The 18,077-nt window shown below is 64.4% G+C and carries 19 protein-coding genes; 10 read left to right on the plus strand and 9 right to left on the minus strand.

Annotated elements, in window-relative coordinates:
• Window positions 1-65 precede the first annotated feature (65 nt).
• The 4 genes from ACTJK6_RS07295 to ACTJK6_RS07310 all read left to right on the plus strand — a co-directional run bounded on the left by ACTJK6_RS07295 (window position 66) and on the right by ACTJK6_RS07310 (window position 3,238).
• Window positions 66-1,016 carry a ribose-phosphate pyrophosphokinase gene (locus ACTJK6_RS07295; RefSeq protein WP_004633415.1) on the plus strand — a complete coding sequence of 317 codons (951 nt, stop codon included), beginning with the start codon at window positions 66-68 and terminating at the stop codon, window positions 1,014-1,016.
• A 152-nt stretch (window positions 1,017-1,168) separates the two neighbouring features.
• On the plus strand, window positions 1,169-1,795 hold the full coding sequence (locus ACTJK6_RS07300) for a 50S ribosomal protein L25/general stress protein Ctc (protein WP_232041877.1): 627 nt from the start codon (window positions 1,169-1,171) through the stop codon (window positions 1,793-1,795).
• Window positions 1,796-1,963: 168 nt separating this feature from the next.
• Entirely contained in the window at window positions 1,964-2,566 is a 603-nt protein-coding gene (pth, locus tag ACTJK6_RS07305) for an aminoacyl-tRNA hydrolase (protein ID WP_232041876.1), read from the plus strand.
• 24 nt (window positions 2,567-2,590) lie between these two features.
• A complete protein-coding gene (locus ACTJK6_RS07310; RefSeq protein WP_322017773.1) occupies window positions 2,591-3,238 on the plus strand; it encodes a DUF4124 domain-containing protein in 648 nt (215 codons plus the stop codon).
• Between the two features lie 66 nt (window positions 3,239-3,304).
• Here ACTJK6_RS07310 and ACTJK6_RS07315 read toward each other — a convergent pair whose 3' ends face one another.
• From ACTJK6_RS07315 to ACTJK6_RS07335, 5 genes are all read right to left on the minus strand, one after another.
• Window positions 3,305-3,568: a YfhL family 4Fe-4S dicluster ferredoxin gene (locus ACTJK6_RS07315; RefSeq protein WP_440838621.1), complete on the minus strand. Its 264-nt coding sequence runs from the start codon at window positions 3,566-3,568 to the stop codon at window positions 3,305-3,307.
• A gap of 50 nt (window positions 3,569-3,618) precedes the next feature.
• A complete protein-coding gene (coaD, locus tag ACTJK6_RS07320) occupies window positions 3,619-4,122 on the minus strand; it encodes a pantetheine-phosphate adenylyltransferase (protein WP_004633426.1) in 504 nt (167 codons plus the stop codon).
• A 197-nt stretch (window positions 4,123-4,319) separates the two neighbouring features.
• Complete coding sequence (rsmD, locus tag ACTJK6_RS07325) at window positions 4,320-4,976, minus strand: 16S rRNA (guanine(966)-N(2))-methyltransferase RsmD (protein ID WP_440838622.1); 657 nt, start codon at window positions 4,974-4,976, stop codon at window positions 4,320-4,322.
• Between the two features lie 94 nt (window positions 4,977-5,070).
• Window positions 5,071-6,423: a M16 family metallopeptidase gene (locus ACTJK6_RS07330; protein ID WP_440838623.1), complete on the minus strand. Its 1,353-nt coding sequence runs from the start codon at window positions 6,421-6,423 to the stop codon at window positions 5,071-5,073.
• Window positions 6,423-7,919 carry a M16 family metallopeptidase gene (locus tag ACTJK6_RS07335; protein WP_232041872.1) on the minus strand — a complete coding sequence of 499 codons (1,497 nt, stop codon included), beginning with the start codon at window positions 7,917-7,919 and terminating at the stop codon, window positions 6,423-6,425. Before ACTJK6_RS07335 ends, ACTJK6_RS07330 begins: the two co-directional genes overlap by 1 nt.
• 60 nt (window positions 7,920-7,979) lie before the next feature.
• Between ACTJK6_RS07335 and ftsY the strand changes: the two genes are divergently transcribed.
• Entirely contained in the window at window positions 7,980-9,176 is a 1,197-nt protein-coding gene (gene ftsY, locus ACTJK6_RS07340) for a signal recognition particle-docking protein FtsY (RefSeq protein WP_440838624.1), read from the plus strand.
• A gap of 81 nt (window positions 9,177-9,257) precedes the next feature.
• Here ftsY and maiA read toward each other — a convergent pair whose 3' ends face one another.
• Together maiA and ACTJK6_RS07350 are read right to left on the minus strand one after the other, a co-directional pair.
• The gene (gene maiA / locus ACTJK6_RS07345; protein WP_440838625.1) at window positions 9,258-9,908 is read right to left on the minus strand and encodes a maleylacetoacetate isomerase; all 651 of its coding nucleotides are present in this window, start codon (window positions 9,906-9,908) and stop codon (window positions 9,258-9,260) included.
• Window positions 9,909-9,934: 26 nt separating this feature from the next.
• Window positions 9,935-10,636, minus strand: a complete 702-nt coding sequence (locus tag ACTJK6_RS07350; RefSeq protein ID WP_260803977.1) for a fumarylacetoacetate hydrolase family protein — start codon at window positions 10,634-10,636, stop codon at window positions 9,935-9,937.
• A 148-nt stretch (window positions 10,637-10,784) separates the two neighbouring features.
• On the opposite strand from ACTJK6_RS07350, the gene ACTJK6_RS07355 reads away from it, so the two are divergent.
• From ACTJK6_RS07355 to ybiB, 5 genes are all read left to right on the plus strand, one after another.
• A complete protein-coding gene (locus tag ACTJK6_RS07355; RefSeq protein ID WP_232041865.1) occupies window positions 10,785-11,423 on the plus strand; it encodes an ANTAR domain-containing response regulator in 639 nt (212 codons plus the stop codon).
• A gap of 573 nt (window positions 11,424-11,996) precedes the next feature.
• Complete coding sequence (locus ACTJK6_RS07360; protein ID WP_260803978.1) at window positions 11,997-13,277, plus strand: CmpA/NrtA family ABC transporter substrate-binding protein; 1,281 nt, start codon at window positions 11,997-11,999, stop codon at window positions 13,275-13,277.
• Between the two features lie 63 nt (window positions 13,278-13,340).
• A complete protein-coding gene (gene ntrB, locus ACTJK6_RS07365) occupies window positions 13,341-14,192 on the plus strand; it encodes a nitrate ABC transporter permease (RefSeq protein ID WP_260803979.1) in 852 nt (283 codons plus the stop codon).
• 18 nt (window positions 14,193-14,210) lie between these two features.
• Window positions 14,211-15,014 carry an ABC transporter ATP-binding protein gene (locus ACTJK6_RS07370; protein ID WP_260803980.1) on the plus strand — a complete coding sequence of 268 codons (804 nt, stop codon included), beginning with the start codon at window positions 14,211-14,213 and terminating at the stop codon, window positions 15,012-15,014.
• Between the two features lie 678 nt (window positions 15,015-15,692).
• The gene (gene ybiB, locus ACTJK6_RS07375) at window positions 15,693-16,703 is read left to right on the plus strand and encodes a DNA-binding protein YbiB (RefSeq protein WP_440838626.1); all 1,011 of its coding nucleotides are present in this window, start codon (window positions 15,693-15,695) and stop codon (window positions 16,701-16,703) included.
• 14 nt (window positions 16,704-16,717) lie between these two features.
• Here ybiB and ACTJK6_RS07380 read toward each other — a convergent pair whose 3' ends face one another.
• Together ACTJK6_RS07380 and ACTJK6_RS07385 are read right to left on the minus strand one after the other, a co-directional pair.
• Entirely contained in the window at window positions 16,718-17,587 is an 870-nt protein-coding gene (locus ACTJK6_RS07380) for a pirin family protein (protein ID WP_440838627.1), read from the minus strand.
• Between the two features lie 13 nt (window positions 17,588-17,600).
• On the minus strand, window positions 17,601-18,005 hold the full coding sequence (locus ACTJK6_RS07385) for an OsmC family protein (protein ID WP_232041859.1): 405 nt from the start codon (window positions 18,003-18,005) through the stop codon (window positions 17,601-17,603).
• Window positions 18,006-18,077: the final 72 nt, after the last annotated feature.

Below are 18,077 nucleotides of genomic sequence, written 5' to 3' on the forward strand. Positions count from 1 at the left end.
CCAGCAATAGCCCGGTTGGTGCTTTAACTGACCGGCGCGTCTGAAGTCGAAAAACAGGTGCCCCGATGAGCAGCGAAGGCTTGATGGTTTTTACCGGCAACGCCAACCCGAAACTCGCCGAAGCTGTCGTCAAGCACCTAGGCATTCCCCTAGGCAAGGCCCTCGTCGGCCGATTCTCCGATGGTGAAGTCCAGGTCGAGATCCAGGAGAACGTGCGCGGCAAGCACGTGTTCATCCTGCAATCCACCTGCGCCCCGACCAACGACAATCTGATGGAACTGATGGTGATGGTCGATGCGCTCAAGCGCGCGTCTGCCCGGCGCATCACGGCCGCCATCCCCTACTTCGGCTACGCCCGCCAAGACCGTCGCCCGCGTTCGGCGCGTGTGGCGATCACCGCCAAGGTCGTGGCCAACATGCTGGAAGTCGCAGGCGTCGAGCGCGTGCTGACGATGGACCTCCACGCTGACCAAATCCAAGGCTTCTTCGATATCCCGGTCGACAACATCTACGCGTCGCCGATTCTGCTCGAAGACCTGCGCAAGAAGAACTACGAAGATCTGCTGGTGGTGTCGCCCGACGTCGGCGGCGTGGTGCGCGCACGTGCCCTCGCCAAGCAACTCGGCGTGGATCTGGCGATCATCGACAAGCGTCGCCCGAAGGCCAACGTGGCTGAGGTGATGAACATCATCGGTGAAGTCGACGGCCGCAACTGCGTGATCATGGATGACATGATCGACACCGGCGGCACGCTGTGCAAAGCGGCGCAGGTGCTCAAGGAGCGCGGTGCCAAACAAGTGTTTTCGTATTGCACGCATCCGGTGCTGTCGGGCGGCGCGGCTGCCCGCATTGCAGACTCGGCGCTCGACGAAGTGGTCGTGACCGACACCATCCCGCTGCGCGAAGACGCCATCAAGTGCGGCAAGATCCGCCAGCTCTCGACGGCACCGCTGCTGGCCGAGACGTTCACCCGCATCGTGCGCGGTGACTCGATCATGTCGCTGTTTGCTGAATAATTCGGCAGCCAGGCGGCTTACTGTTATAATTCAAGGCTTTACTGCAGAAAACGTCGATTAGACGGCACTTCTGCGGTGTCTGCGGGGCGCAATATGGCGCCCCGTTCACCAGACGGCTTGGTCGCGAGTCGTCTTTTTCGTTTGGAGCAATCATGAAAGTTGTCGCTTTCGAGCGTAGCGTTCAGGGCACTGGTGCGAGCCGCCGCCTGCGCAATTCCGGCAAGACCCCGGCCATCATTTACGGTGCTGGCACCGAGCCGAAGCTGATCGAACTCGATCACAACGCGCTGTACCACGCACTGAAGAAAGAAGCCTTCCACTCGTCGATCCTCGACATCGAAGTGGCTGGCAAGGTGGAAAAGGCGCTGCTGCGCGACTTCCAACTGCACCCGTTCAAGCAACTGGTTCTGCACGTCGACTTCCAACGCGTGTCGGCCAAGGAAAAGATCCACGTCAAGGTGCCGCTGCACTTCCTGAACCAGGAAACCGCACCGGGCGTGAAGCTGGGCCACGGCATCGTGAACCACATCCTGAACGACGTTGAAGTGTCGTGCCTGCCGGCGGACCTGCCGGAGTTCATCGAAGTGGATCTGGGTACGCTGGAAATCGGCCAGACCCTGCACATCGCTGACCTGAAGCTGCCGAAGGGCGTGACCATCCTCACCCACGGTGGCGATGAGAACCCGGCTGTTGCCAACATCAGCGTGCCGGCTGGCGAGAAGTCCGCCGCCGCCGAAGAAGGCGCTGCCGCTGCAGGCGAAGACAAGCCGGCAGCCTAAGTTGCCGCACCTCGCACTTCGGTGCGAGCGAAAAAGCCCGCCGAGCTCGTCTCGCCGGGCTTTTTTTCTGCCTGAGCGGGGCGAGCCACACCGCTTTCAGGCTGCGGAAAGCAGCTATCCTTGTAGGATCAAGGGGCGCTTCCTGCACCCCAACCTGATACGAATCGCATGATCAAACTCATCGTCGGGCTCGGCAATCCGGGCGCCGAATATGCGGCGACGCGACACAACGCTGGCTTCTGGCTGGTCGACCAACTCGCGCGCATGGGCAACGTGACGTTGCGCAACGAGACGCGCTTTCACGGCTATGCCGCGCGCGCCAACCTTTGGGGTAACGAGGTGTGGCTTCTGCAGCCGCAAACCTTCATGAACCGTTCGGGCCTGGCCACCGTGGCATTGGCCCGCTTCTACAAGGTCATGCCCGATGAAATCCTGGTCGTGCATGACGAACTGGATCTGCCGCCTGGCGCCGTCAAACTCAAGCTCGGCGGCGGTTCCGGGGGGCATAACGGCCTGAAGGACATTGCCGCACACCTGACCACACAACAGTTCTGGCGGCTGCGGCTGGGCATCGGCCACCCGCGCAACCTGTTGCCGCCCGGCACGGCACCGTCCGGTCAGCATGATGTCGCCAACTTCGTGCTTAAAGCACCTCGCAAGGAAGAGCAGGACCTCATCGACCGCGCCATCGATCAGAGCCTGGACGCGCTGCCCGAACTGATTGCCGGCAACGCCGAGAAGGCCATGATGCGCCTGCACACCGCGCGCTGATCCGCCGACACCGAGGAGGCCGCCATGACACCGTTTGCCAAACTGACCTCACGCGCCGCCGTGCTGGCGGGTCTGGCGCTCGGCCTGGCGGCTAGCCTGCCGGCGCAAGCGCAGGTGTATCGCTGCAGCGAGAACGGCCAGACGACCTATTCCGACCATCCCTGCGGTAGGCGCGCCCAGCCAGTGCCGATGATCGACAACACGCCCAGCGCCGCCGATCAAAAGGCTGCCCGCGAACGCGCCAGCGCCGAAGCCGCTGAAGTGCAGCAGATGGAAACCGCGCGCCGCAAAGCGCAGGCTGCGGAAGACGCTCGCCAAGCCCAGATGGCCGCGCAGGCGGCCGAACAGGCACGCCGCGAGCAACGGCAGAGAGTGGTGGTTGCGCAGGAAGGCGTTCGATACTGCCATCGCGTCTACGTGGGGCCGTTGCCGTACCCGGTGCCATATCCGCAACCCTATCCGACGCCGATGCCGGTCATTCGCCAACCTCCCGCGCCGGTTGCGGGCGCGCTGCGCCAACCTGGCAATGGCCCGAAGCCGTTCGCGCAAGCACCATTGGCGCCCACACCGATCGTGCCGCGCCCACCGCATCCGCATTACCCGCACTACCGCATCGTCTGCGAACCGGGCTATGCGTACGAAGGACCGGAAGATCTGCTGCCGATCCAATAGACGTGCTGCCAACAAAACGGCAGGCACCAATGAAAAGAGACGGCCAAAGCCGTCTCTTTTTTGTGCTCACGCCGCGCGTGGTGGTGCCGAGGTGAGCTGGGTGTACTTCTGCATCAACTGCTCGTGCGCTTCCTCATGGGCCGGGTCTTTGGGGATGCAATCCACCGGACAGACCTGCTGACACTGAGGCTCGTCAAAGTGGCCGACGCATTCGGTACACTTGCCCGGGTCGATCACGTAGATCTCCGGGCCCATCGAAATCGCGCCGTTGGGGCACTCAGGCTCGCATACGTCGCAATTGATGCACTCATCGGTGATTATGAGCGCCATGATGCCTTCCTTGAAATGGCCGGCGAGCCCGCGCTCGCCAAAGCGTCATTTTATTCCGATTTGCCCGACCCCTCCGTCTTGCCGGTCTTTTCCTTGAGCCACTTTTCGACCGACGGGAACACGAACTTGCTCACATCGCCGCCAAGCACGGCGATTTCTCGCACGAACGTGCCCGAGATGAACTGGTATTGATCCGACGGCGTGAGGAACATGGTTTCCACGTCGGGCAGCAGATAGCGGTTCATGCCGGCCATCTGGAATTCGTATTCGAAGTCCGACACGGCGCGCAGGCCCCGAACGATGACGCGCGCGCCGTTCTTGCGCACGAAATCCTTCAAAAGGCCGGAAAACCCTTCCACCCGCACGTTCGGGTAATGGCCGAGCACTTCACGGGCGATCTCGATGCGCTCTTCCAGCGCGAAGAACGGCCGCTTGTTCGGACTCTGCGCCACCCCGACGATCAGCTCGTCGAAGATGTTGGACGCACGCCGCACGAGGTCTTCGTGGCCGCGCGTGAACGGATCGAAAGTGCCGGGATAAACCGCGATCACCATGGTTCCTCCACCAAGGGGAAAAGAGCATCCGCAAGCGTCGGCGTGGGACATGGCCGCGCCGGTACTGCGTTCGGACACCGTTGCGTTATCGAGCGCGGCAGATCCCGAGCCTGCCGCCTGTGCCACCGACATACACCGGGCGTACCCGCCTTGCAGGTGCCGCCCGATGCTCATGCATCGGTTGCGAGCGGCGTAGTTTAACCGTTTTTGCGGAGCAGCAAATGTGCATGCACCGCACCGGCGCGCAGGTGTTTATGGAGCACCAGATCGGCCGGCAGCGCGACACTAGCGGCCGGCGGGTCGCCATGTGAATCAGTACTCCCATCCACCAACGACTGCGCCGCTTCAACGTAGATCACGCCTCCTGGCTTGACCACCCGCGTCGCGGCCTCCAACGCACGCAGTGCCCAATCCTGCGCAAACGGCGGATCGATGAACACCGCATCGAGCGCGGCATCGGGCTGGCGGGCGAGCCAAGCAAAGGCGTCGCCCGAAACAATGTCGACCATGCTCGCGCCAAGCTTGTCACGTATGGCCTGCAACGCGCGCACGGCCGGGGCGTGGTTTTCGACGAGTGTCACGTGCGCGGCGCCGCGCGAAGCCGCCTCAAAGCCAAGGGCACCGGTGCCGGCAAAGAGATCGGCGCAGCGCCAGCCGGTCAGGTCCTGGCCGAGCCAGTTGAAGACGGTCTCGCGGACGCGGTCGCTGGTCGGGCGCAGGCCCTCGGCGTTGACGACGGGGAGCGGCGTGCGCTTGTATTGCCCGCCGATGATGCGAACCTGCTGCGGTGCGCGCGCATGCGACGTGGCGGTCTTGGCCTTGGGGCCTTTGGAGCTGGGGGTACGAGGTGCCATGGGCGCGATTTTAGGGGCTGTTGCCTCATAAAACGAGCGCAAACAAAAACCGGCGGGGGATGCCGCCGGTTTTTTCCGATACAGCCGCCATGCGTCAGTTCGTGGCGGCCTTATCCGGACCGCCCACCACGATCGTCGCCATGGTCTGCGGTTGCAGCGCACGCTGGAATGCCGTGCGCACCTGATCACGCGTGACCGCCGCGATGCGCTGCGTCCACGTATCCAGGTAGTCGAGCGGCAGGTTGTACCAGCCGATGTTGGCCACGTTGTCCAGCAACTTGCGGTTGCTGTCCAGGCGCAGCGGGAAACCGTTGACGAGGTTGTCCTTGGCGGCCTTCAGTTCCGCGTCGGTTGGGCCGTCGGCGACGAACTTTGCAACGGTGTCACGCACCACGCCCAGCGCTTCTTCCGTCTGGTCCTTGCGCGTCTGCAGCTCCAGCTCGAACGGCCCGGGCTGCGCAGCCGGTGCGAAATAGCTGCCGATGCTGTACGTCAGGCCGCGCTTCTCGCGAACTTCGTTGGTCAACCGTGCGCTGAAACCGCCGCCGCCCAGCACATAGTTCCCAACCAGCAGCGGGAAGTAATCCTTGTCGCCACGCGCAATGCCCGGTTGGCCGAGGATGATGGTCGCCTGCTGCGCCGGATGCGGAATGCGGATCGTCTCCGCCTTCGCCAGCGGCATCTTCACGTCGGGCAGCGCCGGCGGCGTGGCGCCGTCAGCGGGCAAGCCGCGCGTGATCTGCTCGGCGATGGCCTCGGCTTCCTGGCGGCTGATCGCTCCGATCAGCGTCACGACCGCGCGCTTGGCCGTGTAGTTGGCATGGTAGTAGCGCACGATGTCGTCGCGCGTGATGCTCTCCACCGTTTCCGGCGAAGCGGTCTGCCCGTACGGATGCGTGCCGTAGATGGCCTTGCCGAACGCGCGCTCGGCCAGCACCGACGGCTTGGTCAGCGATTCGCGGATGGCGGCCACCAAGCGCTGCTTGTCCCGCGCGAGCACCGAGTCGGGGAAAGTCGGCGCCGAGACAATCTGTGTCATCAGCGCGATGGCCGGGCCGCGTTCGACGGGGTCGGACAGCGTGCGCAGGCGCAGGCTCGTGCGGTCACCACCGGCACCGCCGCCAAAGCTCGCGCCCACGTCGGCAAACGCATCGGCAATCGCCGCTTCATCGCGCGCGGGTGCATTGCCCTGCGCGGCCACGCCCTTGTCGAGCATGCCGGCCGTGAGCGAGGCGAGGCCCACCTTCGCAGCCGGCTCATAGCGCGAACCCGCGTCCACGTCGAGATTGATGTCGAGCATCGGGATCGACGGGCTCGGCACGAAGAACACGCGCGCGCCGGTCGGCGCCGTCCAGTGTTCAATGGGCAGCGCGGCCAGGGCACTCTGGGCCGCCGCTGCAACAATGGCGACCAGCGCCGTCTTGAGGGTCAGAGACATGGCGCGCATCAACGCAGCCCTCCTTCTTCGCGCATGCCCGGAACAGGCTTGCGCGCCGGTTTGTTGGGATCGATCGGTTGTGGCAGCAGCGTGGCGACGACGAGGTTGTCTTCGCTGAAGTACGTCTGCGCCACATGCTGGATCTGCGCCGACGTCACGGCCTTGATCTTTTCAAGCTGGCGATCGATGGACCGCCACGACAGGCCGCTCATCTCGTTCATGCCGATCTCCATGCCCTGCCCGAACACCGAGTCGCGCTTGTAGATCTGCGCGGCCACAACTTGTGCCTTCACGCGCTTCAGTTCGGCGTCCGTCACGCCTTCCTTGGCGATGCGCTCGATCTGCGCGCGCAGCGCCTGTTCGATCTCGGCGGTGGTGTGGCCGTCGGCAGGCGTGCCGTCCATCAGGAAGATCGACGGACCGCGGTTCAGGCCGTCGTAGCCGGCGTTGACATCGTCGGCAATGCGCTTTTCGCCCTTGACGAGTTGGCTCGACAGGCGCGCGTTGTCATAGCCATCGAGCACGGCCGACAGGACTTCCAGCGCGTACGGGTCAACGTCCTTTTCCACATCGCTCAGGCGCGGCACCTTGTACGCCAGCACAACGTACGGGTTCTCGGCCGGCGCCTTCACCCAGATACGCTTCACGCCAATCTGCTTGGGCTCCTCCTGCGCATAGCGGCGCGGCAATGCATGCGGCTTAAGCTTGCCGTAGGTGCGCTGCGCCAGGCGGAAGACTTCGTCGGGTTTCACATCGCCCGCAACGATGACGGTGACGTTGTTGGGCGTGTACCAGGCGTGGTACCAGTTCTGCGCGTCCTGCACCGTCATCGTGTCGAGATCGCCCGGCCAGCCGATGGTCGGGTTGCGGTACGGCGCGGCGTTGAACAGCGTGGCGAGCATCTGCTCGTAGACGGTGGAACGGGCGGAGTCGTCGATGCGCATGCGGCGCTCCTCCTTCACCACGTTCATCTCCGGCTTGAACTCCTTGTCGGTCAGCTGGAGATTGGCCATGCGGTCCGCCTCTAGGGCCATCACGTCGCCAAGATGCGACTTCTCGATCTGCTGGAAGTACATCGTGAAATCGCGCGTGGTCATGGCGTTTTCGCGGCCGCCCATGGCCGCCACGCGGCGGGAGAACTCGCCGGGGCCAACAGCCTTGGTGCCCTTGAACATCATGTGCTCGAGCATGTGGGCGACGCCTGTGGTGCCGTTGTGCTCGTCGATGCTGCCGGCGTGATACCAGACCATGTGCGCCACGGTGGGGGCGCGGTGGTCTTCCTTGACGATCAATTGCAGGCCGTTCGGCAGCTTGTATTCGTGCGTGTCGGACTGGCTGGCGCCCACCTTGGCAACGCTGGCGGTGGCAACCGGGCGCCCTGGTGCGGCTGCCAACTCCTGCGCGCCAACATGGCCGGCCAGCAGGCCCGCCGCCAGGGCCGTCGCGGCCAATTGCCAGGCTCGCAACCGGGCCCGGTTTGAAACGATTCGCATGGAAGAGCGCATATGGGCTGTCTGATAAAATTCGACGCTTGATTCTAACGGCGAAATAGACTGCCTTTTACGATGTTTAGTTTCTGGAAGAAGCGCAAGGCAGAGCCCCAACCGGCCGCCGAACCCACGCCCGCCGCGGCGCCCGAAGCCGCGCAGGCGCCTGCCCCGGCTGCCATCCCTGCCGTCGCTCCCGTACCCGCACCGGTTGCAGCACCTCAGCCCGTCGCTGCACCTGCACCTGCGCCAATAGCCGCACCTGTCGCCGCGCCGGCCCACGTGGCCATGCCTGACGCACCTGCCGAGCAGCCTGTGCTCGACGTGCAAGCCGACGACGTCGAAACCGTGCCCACGCCCGCCGTCATCGAACAGGCCCGCAAGGGCTGGATGTCGCGCCTGCGCTCCGGCCTGTCGAAGACGAGCAAGGGTCTGACCACGCTGTTCGTCGGCGTGAAGGTCGACGAAGCGCTCTTCGAAGAGCTGGAGACCGCGCTGCTGATGGCCGATGCCGGTGTCGACGCCACCGAATACCTGCTGGGGGAACTGCGCCGCCGCATCAAGGCCCAGCGCATTGAAACCGCCGAAGGCGTGAAAACCGCCCTGCGCGACCTGCTGGTGGAGCTGCTGCACCCCCTGGAAAAAACCATGGTGCTTGGCCGCGAACAGCCGATGGTCATCATGATCGCGGGCGTCAACGGCGCCGGCAAGACGACCAGCATCGGCAAGCTGTGCAAGCACTTCCAGACCTACGGCCAGTCGGTGCTGCTGGCCGCGGGCGACACGTTCCGCGCCGCCGCGCGAGAGCAACTCGTGGTCTGGGGACAGCGCAACAACGTCACAGTGGTGGCTCAGGAATCGGGCGACCCGGCTGCGGTGATCTTCGATGCAGTGAACTCCGCACGCGCACGCGGCATCGACATCGTCATGGCCGATACCGCCGGCCGCCTGCCGACGCAGCTGCACCTGATGGAAGAGCTCAAGAAAGTGCGCCGCGTGACCGCCAAGGCGATGGCCACAGCGCCGCATGAAACGCTGCTGGTGATCGACGGCAACACGGGGCAGAACGCCCTCGCGCAAGTCAAAGCCTTTGACGAAGCGCTGGGCCTCACGGGCCTGATCGTCACCAAGCTGGATGGCACTGCCAAGGGCGGCATCCTGGCCGCCATCGCACGGCAGCGGCCGGTGCCGGTGTACTTCATCGGCGTGGGTGAACAGGTCGAGGATCTGCAGCCGTTTTCTGCGCGCGAATTTGCGGATGCGCTGTTGGGTTGACCATCCTCGCGCACAACGCTTCAACGTAAAAACGCCCTGATTTGATCAGGGCGTTTTTGTTTTGCGCAGTAACGCTGCAGATTACGCGGAAGCCGCATCCGGCTGCACCCCAGGCGCAGCCCTCTGAAACGCCTCCTGCGCCATGCAGTGCTCAAAGATGCGCGCGAGCGTCGGGTAATCCTCCACCGCCACATCAAATCGCTTGCCGTTGAACACCTGCGGGACCAGGCACACGTCGGCCAGCGTCGGCGTGTCGCCAACACAGTAAGCGCCCGTCGGCGGCGACTGTGACAGCCGCTTCTCCAACGCCGCAAACCCCAGCTTCACCCAGTAGCGATACCAGTCGTTGCGCGCCTCTTCTTCCACGTTGAACGTGTTCTTCAGATACTTGAGCACGCGCGGATTGTTGAGCGGGTGGATCTCGCACGCAATCGCCAATGCAATCGCGCGAATGTGCGCGCGGTTGCTCGGTGAGCCCGGAAGCAGCGTGGGCTCGGGGTGCGTCTCTTCCAGGTATTCGACGATCGCCAAGGACTGGTTCAGCACGTCGTTGCCGTCGCACAGCACGGGCACCAGCGCATCGGGGTTCAGCTTGACGAAGTCGGGCGCCATCTGCTCGCCCTTGAGCAGGTGCACCGGCGCGTAGTCGTACGACAGGCCCTTGACCTCCAGTGCGATGCGCACGCGGAACGACGCCGAACTGCGGAAATAGTTGTACAGCTTGATCGACATGGCTTCTGACTCTTCTGTCGGGTCTATCAAATGACCTTCACGTGCAGCTCACCCACGCCGTCGATCTTGCCGACCATCAGGTCGCCGACGACCACCGGGCCGACGCCTTCCGGCGTGCCGGTGTAGATCAGGTCGCCGGGGCGCAGTTCGAACAGGCGCGACAGATACGCAATGGTTTCCGGCACCGACCAGATCAGGTCGGACAAATCACCGCGCTGGTGTTCCCGCCCGTTGACCGACAGCGTGACGGCGCCCTTATCTGCGTGGGCGACATCCTTTGCCGGCACGATCGGGCCAATGGGTGCGGAGCCGTCGAACGCCTTGCCGGTTTCCCACGGGCGGCCGCCCTTCTTGGCGGCGTTCTGCAAATCGCGGCGCGTCATGTCCAGGCCGACGGCGTAACCGTAGATATGGTTGGCAGCGGTTTCCACGGAGATATCGCGGCCGCCCGTGCCGATGGCGACCACGAGTTCGATCTCGTAGTGGCAATCCTTGGTTTCAGTCGGGTAGACGAACTGTCCGGTCTCGCCGTCGGGGATGTAGCGCACGGCGTCGGCCGGCTTGCAGAAGAAGAATGGCGGCTCGCGGTCGGGGTCGGAACCCATCTCGCGGGCGTGGGCGGCGTAGTTGCGGCCGACGCAGTACACACGGCGCACCGGAAACTGGCCCTGCCCACCACGGACGGGAATTCCGTTGACGGCGGGCGGGGTGACGACGAACTCGGTCATACGGGTCTCCTGAAGCTAAGCTGGATTGGAACAGGTGGGGACACTGCGGCCACCGCCCCCCGGCGACCGACGAGTTTGCGAGAATACACCCGCACCGGCCCGGCGCGGTTCTTGCATGAGTGGCGTGCACACTGCCCCACTTTGCACCATGCAAACGAAACCGCCCGCCCCATCTGCCCCGCCCGCCGCCCCGCACCCGGCCGCGCCGATGCGCGTGCTGCTGGTGCGCGATCCGCTCGATGCCGAACAGATCAACCTGGAGCTGATCCGCGCAGGGCTGGCCGAGGCCGGCTTCGTTGACGTGGGCCTGGCCGATGCCGACCTGACGCTACCGGAGCGCATCGCCGAGACACAACCCGACATGGTCATCGTCGCGTCCGAGTCGGCGGCGCGGGACACCATCGAGCACGTCTGCGTGGCCACCCAGCACGCGCCGCGCCCGATCGTGCTGTTCACCGACAACGACGACGCCACACGCATCAAGACGGCGTTTGCCGCCGGGATCACCGCCTACATCGTGGACGGCATCAAGCCCACGCGCGTCAAGGCGGTGTTGGACGTGGCCTATGCTCGCTTCGAGCACGAAAGTGCGTTGCGCGCAGAGCTGGACACCGCCAAGACGCAACTGGCCGAACGCAAGGTGCTGGAGCGCGCCAAGGGCCTGCTGATGAAGCAGATGAACCTGTCGGAAGACGATGCCTTCAAACGCCTGCGCAAGATGGCGATGGACCGCAACATCAAGCTGGTGGAAGCCGCACAACGCGTGATCGATGTGATGGCCAGTTGAGCGGCCGGGCCACCGCCCAGTTTTGGTGCGCCGCACAACTCCGGCGCCGGAAACGCACCAGTCGCGCGCGGTGTTCCGGACCTCACACGCGGCGTTCCGAACCTCAATCACCGAGCTAAAAGCCTTGCACGTCGAGTTCTGAACCTCAATCACCGAGCGAAAAGCCTCGCACGTCGAGTTCTGAACCTCAACCGCCGAGCTAAAAGCCTCACACGCCGAGTTCCGAACCTCAACCGCCGAGCTAAAAGCCTCACGCGCCGAGCTCCGAGCTTCATTCGCCGAGCTAAAAGCCTCACGCGCCGAGCTCCGAACTCCATCTGCCGAGCAAAAAGCCTCGCACGCCGAGCTCCGAGCTCGGAACACCGAGAAAAAAGCTCGGCGCGTGGCGCTCTGAACCCGGATCGCCGAAACCCGTCGCTCAACGTTGGCATACCCCTTGCAAGTGTCGCTGCGAAGCCGGTGCCAACGTGGGTATCGGCAAGGGACAACGGCGTCCCGACGCACGGCTCTGCGACCCTTCCTTGGCGATGGGGCGATGGCGCGCGTCGGGACGCCTTTTCTTTGGAGCCATGGATGGCCGCGCCAGACAAGACCGACGCTCTCGTCAACCCGATCAACCCGAAGCGCCGCAGCATCATGAAAGCCGCGGCGACGATTGCAGGAGGCAGTGCCGTGGCATTGATCGATCCGCTGGTGCGCGCCGGCGCCTGGGCCGCGGGCTCCGATGCGCCCGAGAAGACGGAGCTGAAGGTCGGCTTCATCCCGCTCACGGACTGCGCCTCGGTGGTCATGGCGTCCACGCTCGGCATCGACAAGAAGTACGGCATCAAGATCACGCCGTCGAAAGAAGCCTCCTGGGCCGGCGTGCGCGACAAGCTGGCGTCGGGCGACCTGGATGCGGCGCACGTGCTCTACGGCCTGATCTACGGCGTGCAACTCGGCATTGGCGGCCCGAAGAAAGACATGGCCGTGCTGATGACGCTCAACAACAACGGCCAGGCGATCACGCTGTCGAACAAGCTCAAGGCAGCAGGCGTCAAGGACGGCGCATCGCTGCGTGCGGTCATGACCAAGGAGAAGCGCGAATACGTCTTCGCGCAGACCTTCCCGACCGGCACGCACGCGATGTGGCTGTACTACTGGCTGGCCGCGCACGGCATCCATCCGCTGCAGGATGCGAAGGCGATCACCGTGCCGCCGCCGCAGATGGTGGCCAACATGCGCGTGGGCAACATGGATGGCTTCTGCGTGGGCGAGCCGTGGGGCGCGCGCGCGATTGCCGACAACATCGGCTTTACCGCCGAGACCACACAGGCCATCTGGAAAGACCACCCGGAGAAGGTGCTCGGCACCACAGCGGAGTTTGTGCAGAAGTATCCGAACACCGCACGTGCCCTCACGGCTGCGGTCCTGGAGGCGAGCAAGTTCATCGATGCATCCGCGTCGAACCGCCGCAAGACGGCCGAGACCATCGCCGCCAAGTCCTACGTCAACACCGACATGGACATCATTCTCGACCGCATGCTGGGCCGCTACTCGAATGGCCTGGGCAAGACGTGGGACGACCCGGACCCGATGCGCTTCTATCACGACGGCGCAGTCAACTTCCCGTACCTGTCGGACGGCATGTGGTTCCTCACGCAGCACAAGCGCTGGGGCCTCCTGAAAGCGCATCCGGATTACCTGGCCGTGGCCAAGCAGATCAACCGCATCGACATCTACAAGCAGGCGGCCACCGCCACCGGCACGCCGCTGCCCAAGAGCGACATGCGCACGGCCAAGCTGATCGACGGCGTGGTGTGGGATGCGAAGAACCCCGCCGCTTATGCCGACGGCTTCAAGCTGAAAGCCTGACGCCGCCGCCCTCCTGAACTTCCGAATTTCTGATTGCGGTTCCTCACGTCGATGGAGTCCGACATGAACACGCTCGTCAAAACGTTGTCCGGCGTGCAGTCCGATGCCGCCCCTGAACGTCGCCGGTTTGTTGCGCGCGACTGGTTTGTCGCCGCCGTGGTGCGCGGCTTTCCGCCCGTGCTGGGCTTTGTTCTGTTTGTGCTGGCATGGCAGGGCATCGCCACGGCCATCCCCGCACTGCCGACACCGGCGGTGACGTGGAAAGCGGCGGTCGCGCTGTTTGCCGATCCGTTCTATCGCAATGGCCCGAATGATCAGGGCGTGGGCTGGAACGTGCTGGCGTCGCTGGCGCGCGTGGGCGCGGGCTTCGGCATGGCGGCCGTCATCGGCATTCCGGCGGGCTTCCTCATCGGGCGCTTTGCGTTTTTGAATGCGATGGCCTCGCCCATCATCAGCCTGCTTCGGCCGGTGTCGCCGCTGGCGTGGCTGCCGATCGGGCTGCTGCTGTTCAAGTCGGCCAACCCGGCGGCCATCTGGGCGATCTTCATCTGCTCGATCTGGCCGATGGTCATCAACACCGCCGTGGGTGTGACGCGCGTGCCGCAGGACTACCTGAACGTGGCGCGCGTGCTGAACCTGTCGGAGTGGAAGGTGTTCACGCGCGTGCTGTTTCCGGCGGTGCTGCCGTACATGCTGACGGGCGTGCGGTTGTCCATCGGCACCGCATGGCTGGTGATCGTGGCGGCGGAGATGCTCACCGGCGGCGTCGGCATCGGCTTCTGGCTGTGGGATGAGTGGAACAACTTGAAGGTCGAGCACATCGTCATCGCAATCTTCGTGATCGGGGTGGTGGGCTTGCTGCTGGAGCACGCGCTGCTGGCCATTGCGCGGCGCTTCTCGTACGACGCGGTTTGAGGACATTGGGGGAGCGCCATGACAGACAAATTCCTGCGCATTGAAAACGTCGGGCAGACGTTCAAGACCAAGCGCGGTCCGTTCGTCGCCCTGCGCGACATCGACCTGACGGTTGCGCGCGGTGAGTGCATCGCGCTGATCGGGCACTCGGGCTGCGGCAAATCGACGTTGCTCAATCTCATTGCCGGGCTCACACGACCGACCACGGGTGGGCTCATCCTGGCGGAGCGTGAGATTGCCGGGCCGGGGCCGGATCGCGCGGTGGTGTTTCAGAACCACTCGCTGCTGCCGTGGCTCACGTGCTTTGACAACGTGTATCTCGCCGTCGAGCGCGTCTTCGGCAAGAGCGAGACTAAGGCGCAGTTGCGTGATCGCACGCATGCGGCGCTGGCGCTGGTCGGCTTGTCGCATGCCGAGCAGAAGCATCCGCATGAGATCTCTGGCGGGATGAAGCAGCGCGTGGGGATTGCGCGGGCGCTGTCCATGGAGCCCAAGGTGCTGCTGATGGACGAGCCGTTTGGCGCGCTGGATGCGCTCACGCGGGCGCATCTGCAGGATGAGCTATTGAAGATCGTTGCGGCTACCGGCAGCACGGTGGTGATGGTCACCCACGATGTGGATGAAGCGGTGCTGCTGGCGGATCGCATCGTGATGATGACGAATGGGCCGGCTGCGACGATTGGTGAGGTGTTGACGGTGGATTTGCCGCGGCCGCGGGATCGGATGGCGTTGGCGGAGGATCCGACTTATCACGCTTGTCGGACGGCGGTGTTGGATTTTCTTTATCGGAAGCAGAGGCATCCGGTGGCGGAGGCGGCTTGAGGTTTGTTGTTGGGTTTTGGTTTTGATGTTGGTGGCCCATCCCCCTTTCGTCCCCTGCCGGGGCCGACTCACTTTCTTTGTCTTGCCAAAGAAAGTAAGCAAAGAAAGGCGCGCCCGAGATGGCGACCCATCCCTTGAATTTCTGTCGCAGGGAGGGAGGGGAGGCAAACTCGCTGCGCTCAGACAGGCCTCCCCTCTTTTTCCTCCCTGCAACAGAAATTCAAGGCGCCATCTAGGGCAAGGGGAAAGCAAACCATCTATTGCCTGGGCGGCACTTCGTCTTGCGCACCGAACCCGTCGTTTCCGCCGTTTGTCGCTCCGCACTCGGCGCAAGTTTCGGCGCTCAGCTCAGCAAGCCGTGTGTTTGGCCTTTGACGTTCCTGCCCTTGATGGCGCCTTGAATTTTCGTAAGCGGGCGGAAGAAAGGCGGGGAACTGTCTGAGCGCAGCGAGTTTTCCCCGCCTCCGCCCGGTTACGAAAATTCAAGGAGTCTTTCGCCATCTCGGGCGCGCCTTTCTTTGGTTACTTTCTTTGGCAAGACAAAGAAAGTGAGTCGGCCCCGGCAGGGGATGAAACAAGGGATGCACCACCAGTCCCAAAAAAGCACCGACCCATGGCGCCAGCACACAACCCACAGCGCTATGATCAACCCCAAGCCAATCACCCGCGCCATGAACAATGCCCGCTCCCCCCATCCTCCCCGACACCGCCACTGAAGACGCCCTCGCCAACGGCCCCTTCCCCGCCGCCCGCTTCATCAAGGAAATCGGCCGCGGCGCAGACGGTGCGCGGGCACTGGTCAAGCACGATGCCCGGGCGCTCTTCACCGCCATGCTGGAAGGCCGCATCGCCGACGTGCAGCTCGGCGCCATCCTCATGGCCTACCGCATCAAGGGCGAGACCCCGGAAGAACTCGATGGCATGCTGGAAGCCACGCATGCGCACTGCCGGCCGCTGCCGGCACCGGACACGCCCGAGCACGCGCTGCCGGTCGTTATCCCGAGCTACAACGGCGCCCGCCGCCAGCCGAACCTCGTGCCGCTGCTGGCCAAGCTGCTGGCGCGCGAAGGGGTGCCGGTGCTGGTGCACGGCATCCGCCGCTTCGACGGCCGCATCACCACGGCGGCGCTCTTTGAAGCGCTCGGCTGGCCCGTCTGCGAACACATGGACGACGCCCGCGAGCGGTTGGAGAGCGACCGCCTGGCGTTTGTGCCGATCGACGTGCTCTCGCCCGAGCTGACGTCGCTGCTGGACAAGCGCGAGATCGTCGGCCTACGCAATTCGGCCCATACGGTGGTGAAGATGCTGCAGCCCATCGGCGGGCACGCGCCGCACGAGGCGCTACGGCTGGTCAGCTACACGCACCCCGAATACCGCGACACGCTCACCGATTACTTCCTGCGCCATCCGGCCAATGTGCTGCTCGCGCGCGGCACCGAAGGCGAGGCGGTGGCCGATGCGCGGCGTGGCAGCGCGGTGGAGTGGCTGCAGGATGGGGCGCACGAAACCGTGATTGAGGCGGTGGAAGGATCAAGCGATACGCCGCCTGAATTGCCTGTGGGGACGGACGTGGCGGCAACAGCGCGGTGGATTGAGGCGGTGCTCGACGGCAAGCAACCGGTGCCGGAGCCGATCGCCAAGCAGGTCCGCGCGATCGTGCGCTGTGCACGACCAGCGCAGGCTGCCTGATTGATCGATTGGTCTTACTTGGACGGCAGCGGAATCCGCTCCGTCTCGCCCGGCACGTGGGCGAAGGCGTCGGCCTCCCACCGCTGCTTGGCGTCTTCAATGTCGGCCCTGTCGCTGGCGACGAAGTTCCAGTAGATGTGGCGGTGGCCGTCGGTCGGGTCACCGCCCAGCAGCATCAAGCGTGACGATGCCTGCGCGGTAAGCGTCACGTCACCGCCGGGTTCCAGCACGGCAAGGTGGTGCGGGTCGAGCGTCTCGCCGTCGATGGTGACAGCGCCGTCGACGAGATACAGCCCACGGTCTGCATGCTCGGGCGGAATCACCAGCGATGCACCGGCCGCCAGCTCCAGCGCCACATACAACGTGCGCGAACTCACCTTCACCGGCGACGTCAGCCCGAATGCATCCCCCGCGATGACGACGCCCTGCACGCCCGGGCATTCGAGCTTGGGCAGCGTGTCGGCCGCATGGTGGGCGAAGCTGGCGTTCACCTTTTCCTGATCCTTCGGCAGCGCCACCCAGGTTTGGATGCCATGCACGCGCGCGCCTTTTTCGCGCCCCTCGGGCGAGGAACGCTCGGAGTGGACGATGCCGTTGCCGGCCGTCATCCAGTTCACGTCGCCAGGCGTGATGGTCTGCACGCTGCCGAGGCTGTCGCGGTGGACCATGCTGCCGTCGAACAGATACGTAACGGTGGCCAGCCCGATGTGCGGGTGCGGACGCACGTCGATGCCTTCGCCGGGGGCGAAATCGACGGGGCCCATGTGATCGAAGAAGATGAACGGCCCCACCGTCTGGCGCGCCGCCGATGGCAGCACCCGCTTGACCGAGAAACCGCCCAGGTCGCGCACGTGCGGGCCGATGATGTGCTGAATGGAAGTCATGGTGGGAGGCTCCTCAAGCGCGCTCGGCGAGTTCGGTGTCGACGCTGATCTCCACCTCGGTCATCAGCTTGTGAACGGGGCATTTGCCGGCCACGCGCAGCAGGTCGGCGCGTTGCTCGTCGCTCAGATCGCCGTGCAGGGTCAGCACGGTACGCAGCTTGTAACGGCCCTGACGCTCCTGGCTGCCGTCGTGCTCGACAGCCACGTCGATCGAGTCGAGCGGGTACTTGCGCTGGCGCGCATACAGCGAGACGGTCAGCGCCTTGCAACTGGCCAAGGCCGCATCGAAGTAGGCGTGCGGATCGGGCGCACTGCCTTCGCCCGCCGGCTTGGGCACGTCGGTGTAGGTCACGCCTTCAGGGAAGGTGACTTTGTGGCGGAAAAGGCCTTCGGTGTCCTTGCTGACGACGATGGTCATGACGGCTCCTGTAACGGTGTCTGCGATGTCCGGGCAGTGTAGCTAACTTGCGTGACGGCACGCGAGGTGACG

The organism is Ralstonia sp. 22086 (assembly GCF_052045975.1).
Taxonomy (GTDB): Bacteria; Pseudomonadota; Gammaproteobacteria; order Burkholderiales; family Burkholderiaceae; genus Ralstonia; species Ralstonia wenshanensis.

Coding starts and splice junctions, on each gene's coding strand:
- ACTJK6_RS07350 (WP_260803977.1), bottom strand. CDS start 10,636: ATGACCGAGTTCGTCGTCACCCCGCCCGCCGTCAACGGAATTCCCGTC.
- ACTJK6_RS07315 (WP_440838621.1), bottom strand. CDS start 3,568: ATGGCGCTCATAATCACCGATGAGTGCATCAATTGCGACGTATGCGAG.
- ACTJK6_RS07360 (WP_260803978.1), top strand. CDS start 11,997: ATGGCCGCGCCAGACAAGACCGACGCTCTCGTCAACCCGATCAACCCG.
- ACTJK6_RS07330 (WP_440838623.1), bottom strand. CDS start 6,423: ATGCGCGCCATGTCTCTGACCCTCAAGACGGCGCTGGTCGCCATTGTT.
- ybiB (WP_440838626.1), top strand. CDS start 15,693: ATGCCCGCTCCCCCCATCCTCCCCGACACCGCCACTGAAGACGCCCTC.
- rsmD (WP_440838622.1), bottom strand. CDS start 4,976: ATGGCACCTCGTACCCCCAGCTCCAAAGGCCCCAAGGCCAAGACCGCC.
- ntrB (WP_260803979.1), top strand. CDS start 13,341: ATGAACACGCTCGTCAAAACGTTGTCCGGCGTGCAGTCCGATGCCGCC.
- pth (WP_232041876.1), top strand. CDS start 1,964: ATGATCAAACTCATCGTCGGGCTCGGCAATCCGGGCGCCGAATATGCG.
- ftsY (WP_440838624.1), top strand. CDS start 7,980: ATGTTTAGTTTCTGGAAGAAGCGCAAGGCAGAGCCCCAACCGGCCGCC.
- ACTJK6_RS07295 (WP_004633415.1), top strand. CDS start 66: ATGAGCAGCGAAGGCTTGATGGTTTTTACCGGCAACGCCAACCCGAAA.
- ACTJK6_RS07335 (WP_232041872.1), bottom strand. CDS start 7,919: ATGCGCTCTTCCATGCGAATCGTTTCAAACCGGGCCCGGTTGCGAGCC.
- maiA (WP_440838625.1), bottom strand. CDS start 9,908: ATGTCGATCAAGCTGTACAACTATTTCCGCAGTTCGGCGTCGTTCCGC.
- ACTJK6_RS07385 (WP_232041859.1), bottom strand. CDS start 18,005: ATGACCATCGTCGTCAGCAAGGACACCGAAGGCCTTTTCCGCCACAAA.
- ACTJK6_RS07355 (WP_232041865.1), top strand. CDS start 10,785: ATGCAAACGAAACCGCCCGCCCCATCTGCCCCGCCCGCCGCCCCGCAC.
- ACTJK6_RS07300 (WP_232041877.1), top strand. CDS start 1,169: ATGAAAGTTGTCGCTTTCGAGCGTAGCGTTCAGGGCACTGGTGCGAGC.
- coaD (WP_004633426.1), bottom strand. CDS start 4,122: ATGGTGATCGCGGTTTATCCCGGCACTTTCGATCCGTTCACGCGCGGC.
- ACTJK6_RS07370 (WP_260803980.1), top strand. CDS start 14,211: ATGACAGACAAATTCCTGCGCATTGAAAACGTCGGGCAGACGTTCAAG.
- ACTJK6_RS07380 (WP_440838627.1), bottom strand. CDS start 17,587: ATGACTTCCATTCAGCACATCATCGGCCCGCACGTGCGCGACCTGGGC.
- ACTJK6_RS07310 (WP_322017773.1), top strand. CDS start 2,591: ATGACACCGTTTGCCAAACTGACCTCACGCGCCGCCGTGCTGGCGGGT.